The organism is uncultured Draconibacterium sp. (assembly GCF_913063105.1).
Lineage (GTDB): Bacteria > Bacteroidota > Bacteroidia > Bacteroidales > Prolixibacteraceae > Draconibacterium.
Map to the genome: position 1 here is coordinate 82,528 of NZ_CAJXYQ010000016.1, position 17,346 is coordinate 99,873.

The window sequence follows — 17,346 nt, forward strand, 5'->3', positions numbered from 1 at the left end:
GGTTAGTTTATATATCGGCACAAAGATAAGTGTACAGCATGTTATTTATGCTTTTAAGCGGCATGTTATACCGAATTTATAATGATTAAAAACAAGCAGCACAAGGCTTTAATCTTAAACCACTGAAAAACCTGCAAAGTGTGTTTTTAAGCAATTAATTAAAATATAGCAAGGATGGGGTTTTAAATACCTCTTAAATTGTTTATTTTTCAGAGGTAAAACAAGAAAAATCAAAACATGATTTACGATAAAGACTCATTTCTGACGGGCAATATCGACGATCCGGCCATCCATCAGAAAATTATAGATGCCCTCCCCATTCCTATTTTTTACCGCAACACAGAAGGTGTTTACCAAATGTGCAATGCAGCCCACGAAAAATTTACAGGCAAAACCAAAGAGCAGATTGTTGGCAAACCTTTACACGAAGTGCATGTAAAAGAAATGGCCGATAAATACATGGCTCAGGATAAAGAACTGATTTCAAACCCTGATGTACAAGTTTATAATACGCAGGTACGCCATGGCGATGGCACTTCGCATCATGTTATTTTAAACAAAGCCGTTATTCGCGACAACGAAAATAAAATTGTGGGCATTGTTGGTTCGATTAATGATGTATCCGAACTGAAACGAACTGAAAAACGCCTGGAAAAAGCGCAGGAAACAATGCGCGTATCGTCGCAAATGATTCATAAAATTTCGTCGGGAATTGTAATGGTTGACAGCGACTTTAAAATTGTGGATTCGAACGAATATTTTGCCAAACTAATGGGGGAAGATGCCGAGGATTTGTATGAAACAATACCGGGTCTAACCGGTGCCGATGCAAAAGGACTGTTACCTGACGTGGTTTTCAAAATGATTTCGAGCGTATTATCGTCGGGGGATGAGCTGTCCGAACGCGATTTAAAATTCCATAACAAACTTATGCACGTTTCGGTGCGCACTTTGTATAAAAACAAAGTTGTTGGGGTTGTTTTTCGCGATATGTCGGCCCCCATGCTTGTGCAGGACGAAATAATAAACCGCGCACGAAAAATTAACAAACAAAATATTGAAACCGTGCAAAAAATTGCCTTTCTGCTCGGAGAGAATGCTGCTGAAACAGAAGAACTTTTGAATTCTATAATTGAAACCTATCGCTATGGTGACGACGACAAATCCTGACTACCACGTTGAAATCGAGTTTCAGCAAAAAAAACCCAAAGGAGAGATTGCCTGTGGCGATGTTTTTCAATCGAGCATTATTCGTGAAGAAGGCCGAACAATACTGGTATTAAGCGATGGAATTGGACACGGTATAAAAGCAAGTGTTTTAGCCACATTAACGGCAACCATGGCTTTAAAATATTCGATGCTGCATACCAAACCCGAGGTTGCTGCACGTATTATTATGGAAACGCTGCCCAAAAGCAGCGACGGCAAAGAAAGCTATGCCACCTTTACCATTATTGAATTGGATGACGAAGGCCGCACACGTATTGTAAACTACGACAACCCCGGAATTTTAGTGATTAGAAACGGAGTAGCTATGCAAGGGAAGGAATACCACCTGACCATTGAGGGGGAGGAAAACGAGGGAAAAGTTTTGCACTGCAAAGAGTTTACTGCCCGCAAAGAAGACCGTATTATTTTTATGTCGGATGGTGTGCCGCAATCGGGCCTGGGCAACCAGCGTTATCCTCTGGGTTGGAGCATGGAAAACGTTGAAGAATTTGCCTTAAACCAGATACAACGCATGCCCGACATTTCGGCCACCAAACTGGCCCGGAAAATTATTAACCAGGCTGTAATGAATGATCAGTTTTCGGTAAAAGACGACACCAGCTGCGGGGTAATGTATTTTCGCGAACCACGCAAGTTTATGCTAATTACCGGTCCCCCGTTTTACAAAATAAAAGATTTCGATTTTGTGGGTCGTATACAGGATTTTGAAGGTAAAAAAATTATTTGCGGAGGTACAACTGCCGAAATTATTGCCCGCGAACTAAACCTTACCGTCGAAATTCAACACGGAAACAAGAACCTTGAGGAACTGCCACCCAGTGCGAAAATGAAAGGATTTGAAATGGTTACCGAAGGCATTTTAACACTTGGAAAGGTGGAAGAACTGCTGGAGAATTACGATAGCGATACCCGGCTGCACGATACCACTCCTGAACAAATAGTAAAACTATTACTGCAGCACGATTGTATTGACATTATTGTTGGCACAAGAATTAACTGGGCGCACCAGGATCCGGAACAACCACTGGAACTCGAACTTCGCAAATTTGTGGTAAAACGCATCGTTAAAATACTCATTCACAAGTTTTTCAAAAAAGTAAAAATTGAATATGTATGATACGCAGCCCCCAAAATTTAAACTATAAAAACAAAGCCACCATTATTTCGTATATTAACATAGTTTAGTGTCTTTTTGAGGGTTTTAACAGGTTTATTACCGAAATTTGAAAAAACAACACCTGACTATGAAAGCAATTTTAACCATCGTTTTATCTGTACTGATGCTTACTTCTGCGGGGCAAATCAAACGTTTTCTAATTCAGGCCCGCGTAGTCGATCAAAACAAAAGCCCGATTAGCGATGTCTATATTGTTAATCTCGATAGTCATGAAAAAGATATTAGCCATGAAAATGGTGTTTTCTCTGTTTGGGTTTCTCCCGGCGATTCACTGGTTCTCTCACACATTTCCTATTTCCGAAAAATTGTATCTGTTCATTCGTTACTGGTTAACCCCGAGGTTGAATTAATTTCTGAAAACGTAGATATTCCGGAAATTACCGTGTCGCCTGAGCAAACATCAGATTTAGACCGGGCGCAAAAAAATCTTGCTTTTATAGAAGAATACAACCCTCCGGTACGAGCCCGAATGCAACTGGAAGAAAGCGACCCGCTAAGTACAATAACTACCGAGCATAACGATCTCATGCGATCTGAAGCCGCCTCTATTCGAATTGCAAGCTTCTCTCCTTCTGAAAATGTTGGTAAATTATTTACGCGACTAAAGAAAAAAGACCGCTCTGACGATTACTTCTCTACCCGGAAAACAAAAGAGGAATTTGAAAAGCAACACAATAAATAACAGGCGTTAAATCGTTGATCAATTCATTCCTGTGGACGATGAAAAACAAAAAGGCCGGCTAATACCGACCTTCCTTTTGGTGGGGAGTACTGGATTCGAACCAGTGACCCTCCCGATGTAATCGGGATGCTCTAAACCTTTTTTATTAACTCCTCAATGGCTTTTCTACTCTTCCATTTTTTTAATTGCAACTCGCGCTTTACTGCTGCTGACCTATCCTCAAACTCTTCACTGTAAACAAGTAACCAGGGTTTTCCGGTTGATGTGAATCCTCGTTTCGAATTATTATGGCGCTGCAAACGTTCTTCCAGATTACCGGTAGATCCAATATAATATTTCTGAAGTTTTAATGAGTGCAAAATGTAGCAGTAATACATACTTTGAAATTACAAAATATGCTCCAATAAAAAAGGCCAACAAAAGTCGACCTTAGTGGGGAGTACTGGATTCGAACCAGTGACCCCTTGGGTGTAAACCAAGTGCTCTAAACCAACTGAGCTAACCCCCCGTAATAAATACGTTCTGCAAGAATAAAAAAGGTCGAGAATCATCGACCTTTTGGTGGGGAGTACTGGATTCGAACCAGTGACCCCTTGGGTGTAAACCAAGTGCTCTAAACCAACTGAGCTAACCCCCCCGTTTTTGATTACCTCTCAGTAATCAAAATATATTATTCTTGTTTCTGAACGTGCCCCCTTTTCAGAAAGGCGCTGCAAATATAAAACCTATTTTTAGTTCTGCAAAAATTTTTAAAAGAAAATTCTCAAAGCACTTCTGCCACCACAAAAGTACTGCCTCCTACAAAAATCAAATCATTTGTTTCTGCTTGTTTTTTGGCGTACAAAAAAGCCTCAGCCACCGAAGCAAACACCTTTCCTTCTAAATTGAATTTGCCGGCTTTTTCAGCAAGTAACTCAGCTGACATTGCCCGCGGAATAGCGGCTTTTACAAAATAGTAAGTAGCTTCCAATGGCAACAATGCCAGAACTTTATCCGGATCTTTATCGCCAACCGTTCCAATAATAAAATGCAATTTTTTGTAGGCAGTATTTTTAAGTTGATTTACAATTGCCCGTATTCCATCTTCATTATGCCCGGTATCGCAAACTATTAAAGGGTTGGTATCAAGTACCTGCCACCTTCCGAGCAGTCCTGTTGTTTTTATAACATTCGATAATCCATCACGAATATTATTATCGGTAATAGAATAGCCTTTAGCGTTTAAAATTTCAAATGATTTTAATACCGCCGGAATATTTTTGTGCTGATACTGCCCCAGCAAGTCAAGTTCTAATCCCTGAAGCACATCCTGGCCTGTTGCCTGAACACTCAACTGTTGCTTCCCTTTCATTGTTAACATAGCATAATTAACAACATATTCCTGGTCTGAGAAATAAATGGAAGCACCGGCCTCTTTTGCTTTTTTAGTAAAAACAGCAGCCGTTTCCTGCTGAGAAGTTCCAATAACCACAGGCACATCCTTTTTAATAACACCGGCTTTCTCTGCCGCTATCTCCTCAAAAGTATTTCCCAACAAGTTGGTGTGGTCGAGACCAATATTGGTGATAATACTCAAATCAGGAGTAATTATATTGGTTGAATCAAGCCTGCCTCCCAGGCCAACTTCAATCACAGCCACATCCACTTTCCTTTGTGCAAAATAATCAAATGCCAAAGCTACGGTTAGTTCAAAAAACGAAGGACTAATTTTCCACAATTCGTTGTTAGTTCTAAACGCTCTTACCCAGTCAACAACCATTTCTTCCTCAATCATTTCTCCGTTAACTTTTATCCTTTCCCGAAAGTCTTTTAAATGAGGAGAAGTATACAAACCTGTTTTGTAACCGGCAGCTTGCAACACCGATGCCAACATGTGCGACACGGAACCTTTGCCATTGGTGCCGGCTACATGAATTGTTTTGTAGTTTCGGTGAGGGTGATGATACAATTCATCAAGCTGTAAAGTATTATCAAGGTTATTTTTGTAAGCAGCCGGCCCTGTTCGCTGAAACACAGGCAACTGCTCAAACAAATAATTTAAAGTCGCTTTATAATCCAATGAAATCAATATTTATTAACCGTTACAAGTTTATTAATTTTTATCAGACTGCTCCATGTTTCTGGTCAAAATATATACATTTAGAACAAATCAATTATATATGCTGAGTAAAACTAAAAAGAGTAAAATTTTCGTTCTCGACACCAACGTAATTTTACACGATCACACCTGTATTTACCAGTTCCAGGATAACGACATTATCCTTCCGATTACAGTACTCGAGGAGCTGGACAAATTTAAACGAGGAAACGACCTTATCAACTTTCAGGCACGCGAGTTTACCCGGGTGCTCGATGAAATTGTTGGAGATGACATTTTTAACGGAGGAAAATCACTTGGGGTAGGAAAAGGCAGACTGCGAATTGAAACAGGCAAACCATTTTCCGACGAACTTAAATCTTCGTTCAGAGAAGACATTCCTGACCACAGAATTTTGGCCATTGCAGAATTTACAGCAAAGAACTACCCTAAACGAAAAACCATTTTAATTAGCAAAGACATTAACCTTCGGATGAAGGCCAAGTCGCTGGGAATACAAGCAGAGGATTATAAAACCGACCAGGTTACCGATGAAAATATTCTGGATAAAACGGTTACGACCTACGAAGATTTTAGCGATGCGCTAATTGACCAATTGTACCAACAAGGATCATTTGCAAAAGCCGATGTTAAGGACTTTTACCCGGAAGCCAATGAATGTTTTATTTTCAGAGGCAACCAATCGAGTGCTTTGGCACGCTACGACAGTAAATCGGAACGAATCTACCGGGTGGAAAAAACCTCGGCTTACGGAATAAAACCCCGAAACGCCGAACAAACCTTTAGCTTAAACATGCTTATGGATCCGGAAGTGAAGCTAATGGCCTTAACAGGTAAAGCTGGAACAGGAAAAACTCTGCTGGCATTAGCAGCAGCCATTGAACAGCACCGGCAATACGAACAAATATTACTGGCCCGTCCAATTGTGGCTTTAAGTAACCGCGATATCGGCTATTTGCCTGGCGATGCCAGCGAAAAAATTAATCCGTATATGCAGCCGCTGTTCGATAACCTTGCGGTAATAAAGCATACCTTTAATCCAAGAAGTAACGAGTACCAGCTTATTGAAGAGATGGTAAAAGATGAAAAACTAAACATTACTCCGCTGGCTTACATTCGCGGACGTAGTTTATCCAATGCCTTTTTTATCATCGATGAAGCACAAAACCTAACCCCTCATGAAATAAAAACCATTATTACACGGGCAGGAGAAGGCACAAAAATGGTATTTACCGGCGACCTTTGGCAGATTGATTCGCCTTATCTCGATATGAAATCAAACGGACTGGCGTACATGACCGACCGTATGCGCAATCAGGAATTATTTGCACATATTAACCTGGTAAAAGGCGAACGTAGCTATCTGGCTGAACTGGCAAGTAACTTGCTGTAAAGCGTTAAACCAAAATTAAAAGAGAGGCAGATGCTTTTTAAATTCAAGGTGACGTAACTCAGAATAATTGATTCATTAAGAAATATTTGCAATAAGCAGCTTTTTTCTACCTTTGCAGCCTATTTAGAATTATTCAAGATAGCAAGATGGATTACAAGGGGAAGAAAGCTGCTTTTTATACGCTGGGTTGTAAGCTCAATTTTTCAGAAACATCAACCATTGCCGGCTCTTTTAAAGAAGTTGGTTTTGAGCGCGTTGATTTTGAGGAGAAGGCTGATGTGTATGTAATAAACACCTGCTCGGTTACCAACCAGGGCGATAAAGCCAGCCGAAACATCGTGCGCAAAGCTGTAAAGCAAAATCCCAACGCAATGGTAATTGTAGTTGGGTGCTACTCGCAGTTAAAACCCGATGAAGTTGGGCATATCGAAGGTGTTGACATGGTGCTTGGCACCCAGGAAAAATTTCATATTCCGCATTACCTGGGCGATTTAAAAAAGCGCGAAACCACCGAAATAAAAACAACACGTTTAGCCAATATAAAAAACTACCATAAAGCATTTTCGTGGGGCGATCGCACCCGAAGTTTTCTTAAAGTACAGGACGGTTGCGATTATTACTGTTCGTTTTGTACCATACCCTATGCACGTGGCCGAAGCCGTAACGACAACATTGCCAACACCATTGCCGAAGCTGAAAAAGCGGTAGAGAAAGGCTACAAAGAAATAATTCTTACCGGTGTTAATATTGGTGATTTCGGGAAATCAACCGGCGAAAATTTTCTCGACCTGTTAAAAGCACTTGAAAATGTCCCCGGACTTAAACGCCTGCGCTTAGGCTCAATTGAACCCAATCTGTTAAAAGATGAAATAATAGAATTAGTGGCAGGCTCAAAAGTGCTTATGCCCCATTTTCATATTCCCTTACAATCGGGGTCCGACGAAATACTTTCACTAATGAAACGCAAATATTCCACCGATCTGTTCAGAAAACGTGTGGAACGCATTCGGAAAATTGTTCCCCACGCTTTTATTGGTGTTGATGTTATAGCCGGAACCAATGGCGAAACAGAACACTATTTCCAGGAATCATTCGATTTTATCAACAGCCTTGAAATCTCGCAGTTGCATGCCTTTACCTACTCGGAAAGGAGTGGAACACAGGCCCTAAAAATTCCTTGGAAAGTTGAGGTGGAAGAACGTAAAAACCGAACGCAAAAATACATCAATCTCTCTGAGAAGAAATTGCGTGCTTTTTACGAAAAACATATTGGCACAAACCACACAGCACTTTTTGAATCACAAAAAAGTGGAGAAAAAATGCATGGGTTCACCGAAAATTATATCAAAGTTGAGATCCCCTATCGCGAAGAACTGGTAAACACACTGGGTAGCGTAAAATTAAAATCAATTCTGCGAAACGGAAATGTTGCGGTAGATTTCATCGCTTGATTTTTCCGTACTTTTGCCTCAAACAACAGAAAATGGACTACAAGGAATTATGCTTTCAGGTGCAGGATATTGCGCACAGCACCGGAAATTTTATTCGGGGCGAGCAAAAAAAGATTAACGAAAAAAACATTGAAATAAAAAGCGTTGCCAGCCTGGTAACTTATGTGGATAAAAACGCAGAAAAACAAATCGTAGAAGCCTTAAAACTGTTACTCCCTGAGGCTGGATTTGTGGCTGAAGAAGGCACAGCCGATTCGAACAATGAAAAATACACCTGGTTTATCGATCCGCTTGACGGAACAACCAATTACCTTCATGGACTGGCACCGCATTCGGTAAGCATTGCATTGGCCGAGGACGATGAGTTAGTGCTGGGTGTAGTTTATGAAATTGGCGCCGACGAAATGTTTTATGCCTGGAAAAATGGTCCGGCCTACTGCAATGGTGAAATTATTGAAGTTGCCAAACGAGCAAAATCGGAGGATGCACTTATTGCAACAGGCTTTCCATATTATGCTTTTGATAAAGTTGATGATTATATTGATGCAATGAAACACCTGATGAAATCGACCCGCGGTATTCGCCGCTTTGGGTCGGCTGCAATTGATTTGTGTTATGTTGCTTCAGGCAGGTTCGATGCTTTTTACGAGCATGCACTACATGCCTGGGATGTGGCAGCCGGTGTATTTATTTTACAGCAGGCTGGCGGAAAAACCACTGATTTTAACGGCGGTACCAATTGGTTATTTGGTGGCGAACTGGTTTCAGCCAGCAACGCTTATTTCCCCGAATTTTTTGGTATCGTAAACAAATACCTCGGTTCTAAATAAATCCGGTTTTTTGTCGGTGGAATCAGTCGTGTTTTTTTGTAAATTGCAACAAACGAATTACCATGGCCGAAAAACAAATTGCACTGCTTCAACAACAACTGGCTCGGTTAGACGAAAAAAAGTTCGACCTTGATGCCTGGAAAAAACACACGCTCATTTTTCTTGAGCGCATATTTGGAAAAGACAATACAAAACTAAAACTTATCCAGGACCTTCACTACGATTATTCGAGCTGGAGTTTACGCGACACTGCCGCTGCCGGCAAAACAAAAGACAAAGACCCGGTAAAAATACAGGCACGCGAAATTTTGGAGGCTACCATTTTGGAGTTGGAAACACTTGGCCTGCCCGAAGTTGAAGCAAAGCAGTTAAAAGTATGGAGCCTGCTGCAAGACGAACTTACCGGGAAACAGGTAAAAGAAATTGAAGCGTTGGTAAAATCCGACGATACGGAGAAATCCGAAAAAATAAGTGCAATTCTTGAAAATCTTGAAAAAGAAAACCTTTCTTTGCTAATCGCAAAACTACTTTTGAGTTGATTTATGAGCAAAGAAAAAAAAATTGCTGTTGTTATTCTTAACTGGAACGGCGTTGAACTTTTTCCTGATTTTTTACCATCCGTAATTGAAAATTCAAGTGGCAACAACACGGAGATTATTATTGCCGACAATGGCTCAACCGACAACTCGCTGGACTATCTGAAGGAAAACTTTCCCGAGATTACCCGTCTTGATTTAAAACAAAATTATGGCTTTGCCAAAGGCTATAACATGGCATTAAGCCAAATTGAAGCCGATTATTTTGTACTACTAAACTCGGATGTTAAAGTTGATAAAAACTGGATTCACCCCTGTATCGAACATTTTGAACAAGATGAAAAAGTAGTGGCCGTTCAGCCTAAAGTTTTAAGTTATAACCAACCTGAACTTTTTGAATACGCCGGAGCTGCCGGAGGTTTTATCGATAAATTTGGCTACCCCTTTTGCCGCGGACGCATTTTGGACTATTGCGAAAAAGACGAAAAACAATACGAAAAGTCATCTGAAATATTCTGGGCAACAGGCGCTTGCATGTTTGTTCGGGCCGAAGTATTTAAAAACTCGGGCGGTTTGGATGCCGATTTTTGGGCACACATGGAAGAGATTGATTTGTGCTGGCGCCTAAAAAACCAGGGCTACAAAATTGTTTACGAACCGAAAAGTGTAATTTATCATTTAGGTGGTGGCAGCCTCGAATACGGTAATCCGAAAAAGGTATTTTTAAACTTTCGGAACAACTTATACATGCTGTATAAAAACCTGCCGAAAAAAGGCTTTGGTTTTACCCTGTTAACTCGTTTGGTTTTAGACGGGGTGGCTGCATTAAAATTTTTGGCTGGCGGTGAAACCAAAGCCTTTGGAGCTGTGTTAAAAGCTCATTTTGATTTTTATAAAAATCTGACTGTATTACGCAGGAAAAGAAAGACGTTGTTGCAACAGGCCTGCGTTAACAATCACAAACAAATGTTCAGTAAAAGCATAATGTGGCAGTTTTTTATTCAGAAAAAGCATAAATTTGCCGACCTGAATTTCAATCCGGAATAAACATGCAAAAATTAAAATTTACCGAACCCATTTATACTTACCACATTGATTTTGTAGGGCATGTAAACAATATTATTTATGTGCAATGGCTCGAAAATGCCCGGGTAAAACTAATTGAAGCCATGGGACTTTCGATTGATGAACTGGCAGCTGAGGACGATATTTTGCCCATTATTACCGAAACAAACATTCAGTATAAAAAACCATTTTTTCTGAGTAACGAGGTACATGTTGAGGTATGGGTGTCGGAAATGTTTAATGTTTCGGCAAATTTTAAATTCCGCTTTTTGAATGAAAAAGGAGAAATTTGTTCAAGCGCCCAACAAAAAGTTTTGTTTATCGACCGGGCCTCGCAGCGTCCTTCGCGTAAAATTGTTAAGTACAAAACCTATTTCGAAAGTTTTCTTTTAAAAGAGGAATAGAAAAAATCATTGTTTCATCAGCAATTCGAAACTTTTAAACCGAAGTGCTTCTAAGATTAGAATCAATTTTCAACTAACGAATAGTAGAAACTGAGGCAATAATTAGAATCAAATTTAGATTTTTAGTAAACCTTACCGCAGCAACAAAAGACATATATGTCTTAATTAAACATTAACGAATAATAAAGGTTTACTCCGTAATTTTGCCAGTTTAAAAATCCCTTATACCTTTACCGCCGATATTTATGCAATGGGGTGCCTAAAAAAATAGGGCTGAGATTATACTCACAAAACCTGATCCGGATAATGCCGGCGTAGGGAAAGCAAAAGGGACACTGTCCCACTCCATTGGTTAGTTTATTAACCAATTTTTCAAAAAAATGAGAAAATTTAGTTTGATGCTGCTTTTGCAATTGATGGCAGCAATTGCTTTTGGGCAAATTAATTTAACGGGAGTTGTTAAAGGAGAAGGCGAGCCGCTGGCAGGAGCCAGTGTTGTGATCGACAAATCGTTTTATGGCGTATCGGCAAAGGCAGACGGTACTTTCGAATTAAAAAACCTAAAATCGGGCAGTTATACGCTGTTGGTTTCTTTTGTTGGTTTTGAACCACAAAAGCTTGATTTACAACTCAACGAGAGTAAAAATATTGAGGTTAATCTTGTGCCTGATGTAATAATGACTGATGAAGTGCTGATTTCAGCTACACGTGCCGGGAGCAAAACACCAGTAGCCTACAGCAATGTTAGCGGCGACGAAATTGCCAAACGCAACATGGGACAAGACATTCCTTTCTTGCTCAACCTGACACCGTCGTTTGTTACCACTTCTGATGCCGGAGCCGGTGTAGGTTACACCAATTTCCGTGTTCGTGGTACAGATTTGAACCGCATCAATGTGAGTGTAAACGGTATTCCACTGAACGATGCCGAATCGCACGGAACCTGGTTTGTAGACCAGCCGGATATGGCTTCGTCGCTCGACAATGTACAAATCCAGCGTGGCGTGGGTACCTCAACCAACGGCGCAGCAGCATTTGGCGCCAGCATTAACCTGCAAACCAATTCGTTAAACAAAGAAGCTTACGGCGAATTTAAAACAGCTGCCGGTACATTTAACACCTTTAAAAACACACTTTCAGCCGGTACCGGTCTGATCAATGATCATTTTACAGTTGACGTACGTTTGTCGAAAGTAACCTCTGATGGTTTTATCGACCGTGCCAGCTCCGACCTGAAATCGTTCTTTGTGTCGGGAGGTTATTACGCTGAAAATACAGTGGTTAAACTCAATGTATTTTCGGGATTTGAAGAAACTTACCAAGCCTGGTGGGGTGTTCCATCGGTTCGCTTAAACAACGATACCGAAGGAATGCAGCGTTATGCCGACCATTGGCTAATGTCGCAAGATGAAGTGGACCACATGATGGCGTCAGACAATCGCACCTACAATTATTACACTTACGAAAATCAGGTTGATCACTATCAGCAAGATCACTACCAATTGCATTTTTCGCATAAATTTAATCCGGAATTAAATTTTAATGCGTCGTTGCATTATACCTATGGACGTGGGTATTACGAGAATTACAAAGCCGATGAAGACCTTGCCGACTACCTGCTGGATAATATTGAAGTTGGCGACGAGGTAATCGAAACTACCGACCTGATTAACCGAAAATGGCTCGACAATGATTTTTATGGTTTTACCTACTCGCTAAACCATACACGCAACAACAACGATTTTACTTTTGGTGGCGGTTACAACGTTTACGATGGCAACCACTTTGGCAATGTAATTTGGGCACAATACCTGGGCGAGGCAGAATACAACCATGAATGGTACCGCAGCAACGGTTTGAAAAAAGATTTTAATGTTTTTGCCAAATACAACTGGCAGGTTAATGAAAAACTGAACTTATTTGCCGATTTGCAATATCGTTACATTAACTACGAGATTGAAGGTATTGATGATGACCTGCGTGTTTTAGACCAGGAGCACGATTTTAATTTCTTTAATCCCAAACTGGGTATTTTCTACCAGGTGGCCGACAACCAGGAGCTTTACCTTTCGTATGCTGAGGCCAATCGCGAACCTAACCGGGCAGCTTTTGTTGACTACCCTGCTGGCTATGAACCTCCTGTGCACGAAACGCTACACGATTGGGAACTGGGATACAATTTTGCCTCATCGAAATTTTCTTTTGGTGCCAATTACTATTTTATGAGCTACAAAGATCAGCTGGTGGTTACCGGACAGATTAATGATGTAGGTTCGCCAATTATGGTAAATGTTGACAAGAGTTACCGCACGGGTATTGAGCTGCAGGCGGGTGTGCAAATTGCCTCCGATCTCCAATGGAATGGTAACACTACTTTAAGCATTAACAAGATTAAAGATTTTACGGAATTTGTTGACAACTGGGATACTTGGGGACAAGAAGCTTATGACCTGGGCGATACCGACCTGGCATTTTCGCCAAACATAATTGCCAACAGTCAGTTTGTTTATGCTCCGGGCAAGCACTTCAGCCTTGCTTTTGTTACGCAATATGTTGGAGAGCAATACATCGATAACACCTCAAGCTCCGATCGTGTAATTGATGCTTACCTGATAAATAACCTGAAAGCCGATTATTCGTTTACCACAAAACTGTTTGACGAAATTACGCTTCATTTTATGGCTAACAACCTGTTTAACCACACCTACGAAACCAATGCCTGGGTATATTCATACCTTTTGGGTGGCGAACGCTTTAAAATGGATGGCTATTATCCGCAGGCAGGTGCACATTTTATGTTTGGCGTTGATTTTAAATTCTAGCTATAAACGGTATTGAATCTTGTAAATGAAAATGGCTGCACAATTTCGTACAGCCATTTTTTTATATCCATATATTCCTTAATCCAAAATAACTTTCCCCTCAATTTCCACCAGTAAATCATCGCGGCAAATATCGGCTACAATATAAACCACAGCCAAATCATCAAAAGCACTTTTTACCACCTTGCGTATGGCGGCATAATCTTTTCTGTTTTTTACATAAACCCGGGCGTGCCCAAACTGTGGACGAATCAAATCATCAGGCAAAGCCTTTAAAACCTTGTCTGTATACAATTGTTTCATATTATTAATGGTAACTTCGGTCTGTTTTGTTGCATCGCCAATACCCATCGTATGTTCTCCAATAATGGAAGCCGTTCCGGAAATAAAGATCATTTTTCTGTTCCGATACCGGAAGTAACGTGCACGCTCGAACTTAGGCGTGGTTTTGCTTTGGCATGCGGTGCCAACCAACACCTCGTTACTGTAGTGGTGAGCCGAAACCTGCTCCGGATTATCAATGGCCCGGGTAACCGTTTCTTTTGATTTTACGGCAACAAATTCTACAAGCACACCTCCGTGGTTCATTCCTATTCCGGTTGCCGCCGGATAACCTTCCTGGTCAAATGCTTCGCCATAAGCATCAGAACGAACATCGTTAAAAGCCTGGTAGCGCTGTTCCTCTTCATCGTAACCCAGAATATCTTCAATGTAATTCCATTGACGCACTACAGAGTTTAAAGGAAATTGAGCAATTTCAAGCACTTCAAGCAGCTCATCAAAAGCCTTCTCGGCATTAATCCGGCAGTTGCTGTTGGAATTGGCATGTACCGTACCCAGCAATATTTCTGTAGTTCCGTTACGAAACAAGGCTGAATGGTTGCCGTATTCATGAATCATCTGACAATCCCACAACTCCGGATCGTAATAATACGCCTCAACAATTATTTTACAGCTTAACGGTGGTTGAGAAATAAAACTCAACAGCAAATCGTTGCCAAACATGTCTTTCAACTGCAAGCGCAAATTGATTAACAATTTATCGTATTCTTTGTGTGATTTAGTGTCAACAAAAAAATTCAGTTTAATGATTCGTTTGCCCGAATTAATTTTTGTTAGCTGCTGGAGGCAACTTTGCAGTTGTTCCTGCAGGTCGCCACAAGCCTTTTCAGGCTTTATATATGTTCTGTCTCCGTTTAAAAAATACATCCTTCTCCCCTTACTCAAAAAATGAAGTACAAATATGGGTGTTTTTTATTTCTAAAAAATGATTTCGATTAAAATTATCCTGCAATTAGAAATGCCCCGCAAAATGCACTCAAACAACTGATTAAAAGCCTAATAATCTCCATCTGCGGTTGCCCCATTCAGCACTGCTTCAGTTGATCCAATTCCTAAACGGTCGGCACCCTGCTCGAGAAAGGCTACGGCTATTTCCCAATCCCGGATTCCTCCCGAAGGTTTTACCTGCATTTTATCGCCAACCGCTTTTACCATCACCTCAATGTACTCCGGTTTGGCTCCCCCCGGCCCAAAACCTGTTGAGGTTTTTACAAAATCGGCACCGGCTTCGTACGATAATTCGCAGGCTTTTGCAATTTGCTCCAGGGTTAAATGGCCACTTTCCTGGATAACTTTTACCAGCACATTGTGTTGGTGCGCTACTTCTACAACGGCTTTTATATCGTCACGCACATAATCGTATTCTCCCGATAAGAATCGGCCAATATTCATTACCATATCAATTTCGTCAGTACCGTCTTTTATGGCCTGTTTTGCCTGAAATGCTTTCACCGGCGTGGCATCAGCTCCGTGTGGAAAACTCAGCACACACGATACTTTTACACCGCTGTCTTTCAACAAATCTTTTGCAGCTTTTATATCGCATGGCTTTACACACATGCTAAATACCTTGTTTTTGATACACATTTCGGCATTGGTCTTTAAATCGGCCAAGGTTTGTTCGGGTTTTAAAACCGCATGATCTATGGTTTTCGCTACTTGTTCTTTTGTATACATTATTTAATCCTCCATTTCCTTTAAAATCTGTTCAACCTGCTCGTTGGTTTTGGTCAATTTATCTTTACACGTTTTAAGCAACACCGATACGCGTTTTACTTTTTCGGCCAGTTCATCCACATCCAGCTCTTCATTTTCAATTTTCACCAAAATCTCTTCTATCTCGGACATTGCCTCGCTGTACGATATTTTTTTAGCTGCCATTCTATTTGTTTTGTATGATTTTACTTTTTATTGTTCCGTCGGCAAAACGCGTTTCCAACTCTTCACCCGTTTTAACATTCTTGCTCGACTTTATAATCTTTCCTTCTTTTAAGGTAACCGTAAACCCTCTTTTCAACACATTTTCAGGGTCTAACAAACGTACGCTGTTTTTATTCATAACTATACGGTCATGTTCCTTCATCAGTTTTCGTTTCACGCTTCCCAGCAATACATCCTGCTGATGGTTTAGCGTAATATTTTCTTTTAAAATGGCCTCGCTTACCACGCGTTTTAGCAAACGTTGTTTCCTGCCAATATTGTTTTTTGTTTCAACACCCCACACTGCCATTGAAGCATTTAAACCATGCCTTACCTTATTTAATTCGCTGTGTTTTTTATATGAAAACTGACTGATATTTTGTTGCAATTCATTTCCGCGCCGGCTAAGTTTCGCCTGCCTTTCGTTAATAAAATCGCTAACCGAATATTTTATTCCTTCTGCTATTCGTGCTAATTTATCGTGCTGTGTTTCCAGAATTTCGCGGGTACGTGTGCTTATTTCAGTTTCCACTTGTATTAAGCGCTCATAAAAACGTTCAATCCCATTTATAAAAAAACCGGCAACTGCAGTGGGTGTTTTTAAACGGGTGTGAGCCACCAGGTCGATAATGGTGTCATCTTTTTCGTGCCCGATTCCTGTAATAACAGGGATTGGAAACTGAGTAATATTTATGGCCAGGTCATAATCATCGAAACTACTCAAATCGGCAGTGGCACCTCCTCCGCGAATGATAGCCACAGCATCAAAAAAATCTTCGTAAGCAAAAACGCGATCGAGTGCATTGATAATTGATGGTACTGTTTCTGCCCCCTGCATATAGGCTTCAAAAAGATGGGTATAAAATTTAAAACCGTATTCATTGTCCTCCAGCTGATTCATAAAATCCTGATAACCGGCTGCTGTTGCTGAAGATATAACCGCAATTTTCTGAGGCACCAGGGGCAAGTCGAGCTCCTTGTTCATTTCAAAAACACCCTCTGCCTGCAAACGGTTAATTATTTCTTTTCGTTGCAGGGCCATATCGCCAACCGTATAGGTAGGGTCAATATCTTTGATATTTAAACTTAAACCATAGGCCGGATGATATTCGACAGTGGCTTGCACAAGAATTTTTATGCCTTGTGTAAAAGCTTGCCCGGTAGTGGTTTCGAAATAAGGTTTTAGCATCCGGTAGGTGTAAGACCAAATGGTGGCTCGCGAACGCGCTACAATTGTATTCCCTTGTTTTTCAACCAACTCCAGATAACAATGACCGCTCCTGTTATGTTTCAGCTCACTTACTTCGGCCACTACCCATACACTTCCCGGAAATGCCTCCAGCAGGGCATCTTTTATCGATTCGTTTAACTCCGAGAGCGTAAGTTGCTGTTTCAT

At 40.8% G+C, this 17,346-nt stretch carries 16 protein-coding genes, 3 tRNA genes and 1 riboswitch; of the genes, 10 read left to right on the top strand and 9 right to left on the bottom strand.

Annotated features, from left to right (window positions below):
- The first annotated feature begins 237 nt into the window (after positions 1–237).
- The 3 genes from QZ574_RS14940 to QZ574_RS14950 all read left to right on the top strand — a co-directional run bounded on the left by QZ574_RS14940 (position 238) and on the right by QZ574_RS14950 (position 3,089).
- Positions 238–1,170: a PAS domain S-box protein gene (locus QZ574_RS14940; protein WP_297090946.1), complete on the top strand. Its 933-nt coding sequence runs from the start codon at positions 238–240 to the stop codon at positions 1,168–1,170.
- Entirely contained in the window at positions 1,148–2,347 is a 1,200-nt protein-coding gene (locus tag QZ574_RS14945; protein WP_297090948.1) for a SpoIIE family protein phosphatase, read from the top strand. Before QZ574_RS14940 ends, QZ574_RS14945 begins: the two co-directional genes overlap by 23 nt.
- A 127-nt stretch (positions 2,348–2,474) precedes the next feature.
- Complete coding sequence (locus QZ574_RS14950) at positions 2,475–3,089, top strand: hypothetical protein (RefSeq protein WP_297090950.1); 615 nt, start codon at positions 2,475–2,477, stop codon at positions 3,087–3,089.
- Between the two features lie 77 nt (positions 3,090–3,166).
- Here QZ574_RS14950 and QZ574_RS14955 read toward each other — a convergent pair.
- The 5 genes from QZ574_RS14955 to QZ574_RS14975 all read right to left on the bottom strand — a co-directional run bounded on the left by QZ574_RS14955 (position 3,167) and on the right by QZ574_RS14975 (position 5,148).
- A tRNA-Ser gene (locus tag QZ574_RS14955) sits at positions 3,167–3,244 on the bottom strand.
- Positions 3,221–3,466 (bottom strand): GIY-YIG nuclease family protein, encoded by a 246-nt coding sequence (locus QZ574_RS14960; RefSeq protein WP_297090952.1) that lies wholly within the window; start codon positions 3,464–3,466, stop codon positions 3,221–3,223. Before QZ574_RS14960 ends, QZ574_RS14955 begins: the two co-directional genes overlap by 24 nt.
- Positions 3,467–3,522: 56 nt before the next feature.
- Positions 3,523–3,597: transfer RNA gene (locus tag QZ574_RS14965), tRNA-Val, on the bottom strand.
- Positions 3,598–3,648: 51 nt separating this feature from the next.
- Positions 3,649–3,726, bottom strand: a tRNA-Val gene (locus QZ574_RS14970).
- 126 nt (positions 3,727–3,852) lie between these two features.
- On the bottom strand, positions 3,853–5,148 hold the full coding sequence (locus tag QZ574_RS14975; protein ID WP_297090954.1) for a folylpolyglutamate synthase/dihydrofolate synthase family protein: 1,296 nt from the start codon (positions 5,146–5,148) through the stop codon (positions 3,853–3,855).
- Between the two features lie 100 nt (positions 5,149–5,248).
- Here QZ574_RS14975 and QZ574_RS14980 point away from each other — a divergent pair, with 100 nt between their 5' ends.
- The 7 genes from QZ574_RS14980 (at position 5,249) to QZ574_RS15010 (ending at position 13,688) form a co-directional block, all read left to right on the top strand.
- On the top strand, positions 5,249–6,580 hold the full coding sequence (locus tag QZ574_RS14980) for a PhoH family protein (protein WP_297090955.1): 1,332 nt from the start codon (positions 5,249–5,251) through the stop codon (positions 6,578–6,580).
- Between the two features lie 146 nt (positions 6,581–6,726).
- Complete coding sequence (mtaB, locus tag QZ574_RS14985) at positions 6,727–8,031, top strand: tRNA (N(6)-L-threonylcarbamoyladenosine(37)-C(2))-methylthiotransferase MtaB (protein WP_297090957.1); 1,305 nt, start codon at positions 6,727–6,729, stop codon at positions 8,029–8,031.
- 32 nt (positions 8,032–8,063) lie between these two features.
- Positions 8,064–8,861: an inositol monophosphatase family protein gene (locus QZ574_RS14990; protein ID WP_297090959.1), complete on the top strand. Its 798-nt coding sequence runs from the start codon at positions 8,064–8,066 to the stop codon at positions 8,859–8,861.
- Positions 8,862–8,923: 62 nt separating this feature from the next.
- The gene (locus QZ574_RS14995; protein WP_297090962.1) at positions 8,924–9,400 is read left to right on the top strand and encodes a hypothetical protein; all 477 of its coding nucleotides are present in this window, start codon (positions 8,924–8,926) and stop codon (positions 9,398–9,400) included.
- Positions 9,401–9,403: 3 nt separating this feature from the next.
- Positions 9,404–10,444: a glycosyltransferase family 2 protein gene (locus QZ574_RS15000; RefSeq protein ID WP_297090965.1), complete on the top strand. Its 1,041-nt coding sequence runs from the start codon at positions 9,404–9,406 to the stop codon at positions 10,442–10,444.
- 2 nt (positions 10,445–10,446) lie between these two features.
- Positions 10,447–10,866 carry a thioesterase family protein gene (locus QZ574_RS15005; protein ID WP_297090966.1) on the top strand — a complete coding sequence of 140 codons (420 nt, stop codon included), beginning with the start codon at positions 10,447–10,449 and terminating at the stop codon, positions 10,864–10,866.
- Between the two features lie 241 nt (positions 10,867–11,107).
- Positions 11,108–11,204, top strand: a riboswitch (TPP riboswitch).
- Between the two features lie 42 nt (positions 11,205–11,246).
- Positions 11,247–13,688, top strand: a complete 2,442-nt coding sequence (locus QZ574_RS15010) for a TonB-dependent receptor (RefSeq protein WP_297090968.1) — start codon at positions 11,247–11,249, stop codon at positions 13,686–13,688.
- Positions 13,689–13,766: 78 nt separating this feature from the next.
- On the opposite strand, the gene QZ574_RS15015 is transcribed toward QZ574_RS15010, so the two are convergent.
- From QZ574_RS15015 to xseA, 4 genes are all read right to left on the bottom strand, one after another.
- Positions 13,767–14,897, bottom strand: coding sequence for a hypothetical protein (locus QZ574_RS15015; protein WP_297090970.1), 1,131 nt, complete (start codon positions 14,895–14,897; stop codon positions 13,767–13,769).
- A 129-nt stretch (positions 14,898–15,026) separates the two neighbouring features.
- A complete protein-coding gene (deoC, locus tag QZ574_RS15020; protein WP_297090972.1) occupies positions 15,027–15,707 on the bottom strand; it encodes a deoxyribose-phosphate aldolase in 681 nt (226 codons plus the stop codon).
- A 3-nt stretch (positions 15,708–15,710) separates the two neighbouring features.
- Positions 15,711–15,911, bottom strand: coding sequence for an exodeoxyribonuclease VII small subunit (gene xseB, locus QZ574_RS15025; protein WP_297090975.1), 201 nt, complete (start codon positions 15,909–15,911; stop codon positions 15,711–15,713).
- Position 15,912: 1 nt separating this feature from the next.
- Entirely contained in the window at positions 15,913–17,346 is a 1,434-nt protein-coding gene (gene xseA / locus QZ574_RS15030) for an exodeoxyribonuclease VII large subunit (RefSeq protein ID WP_297090977.1), read from the bottom strand.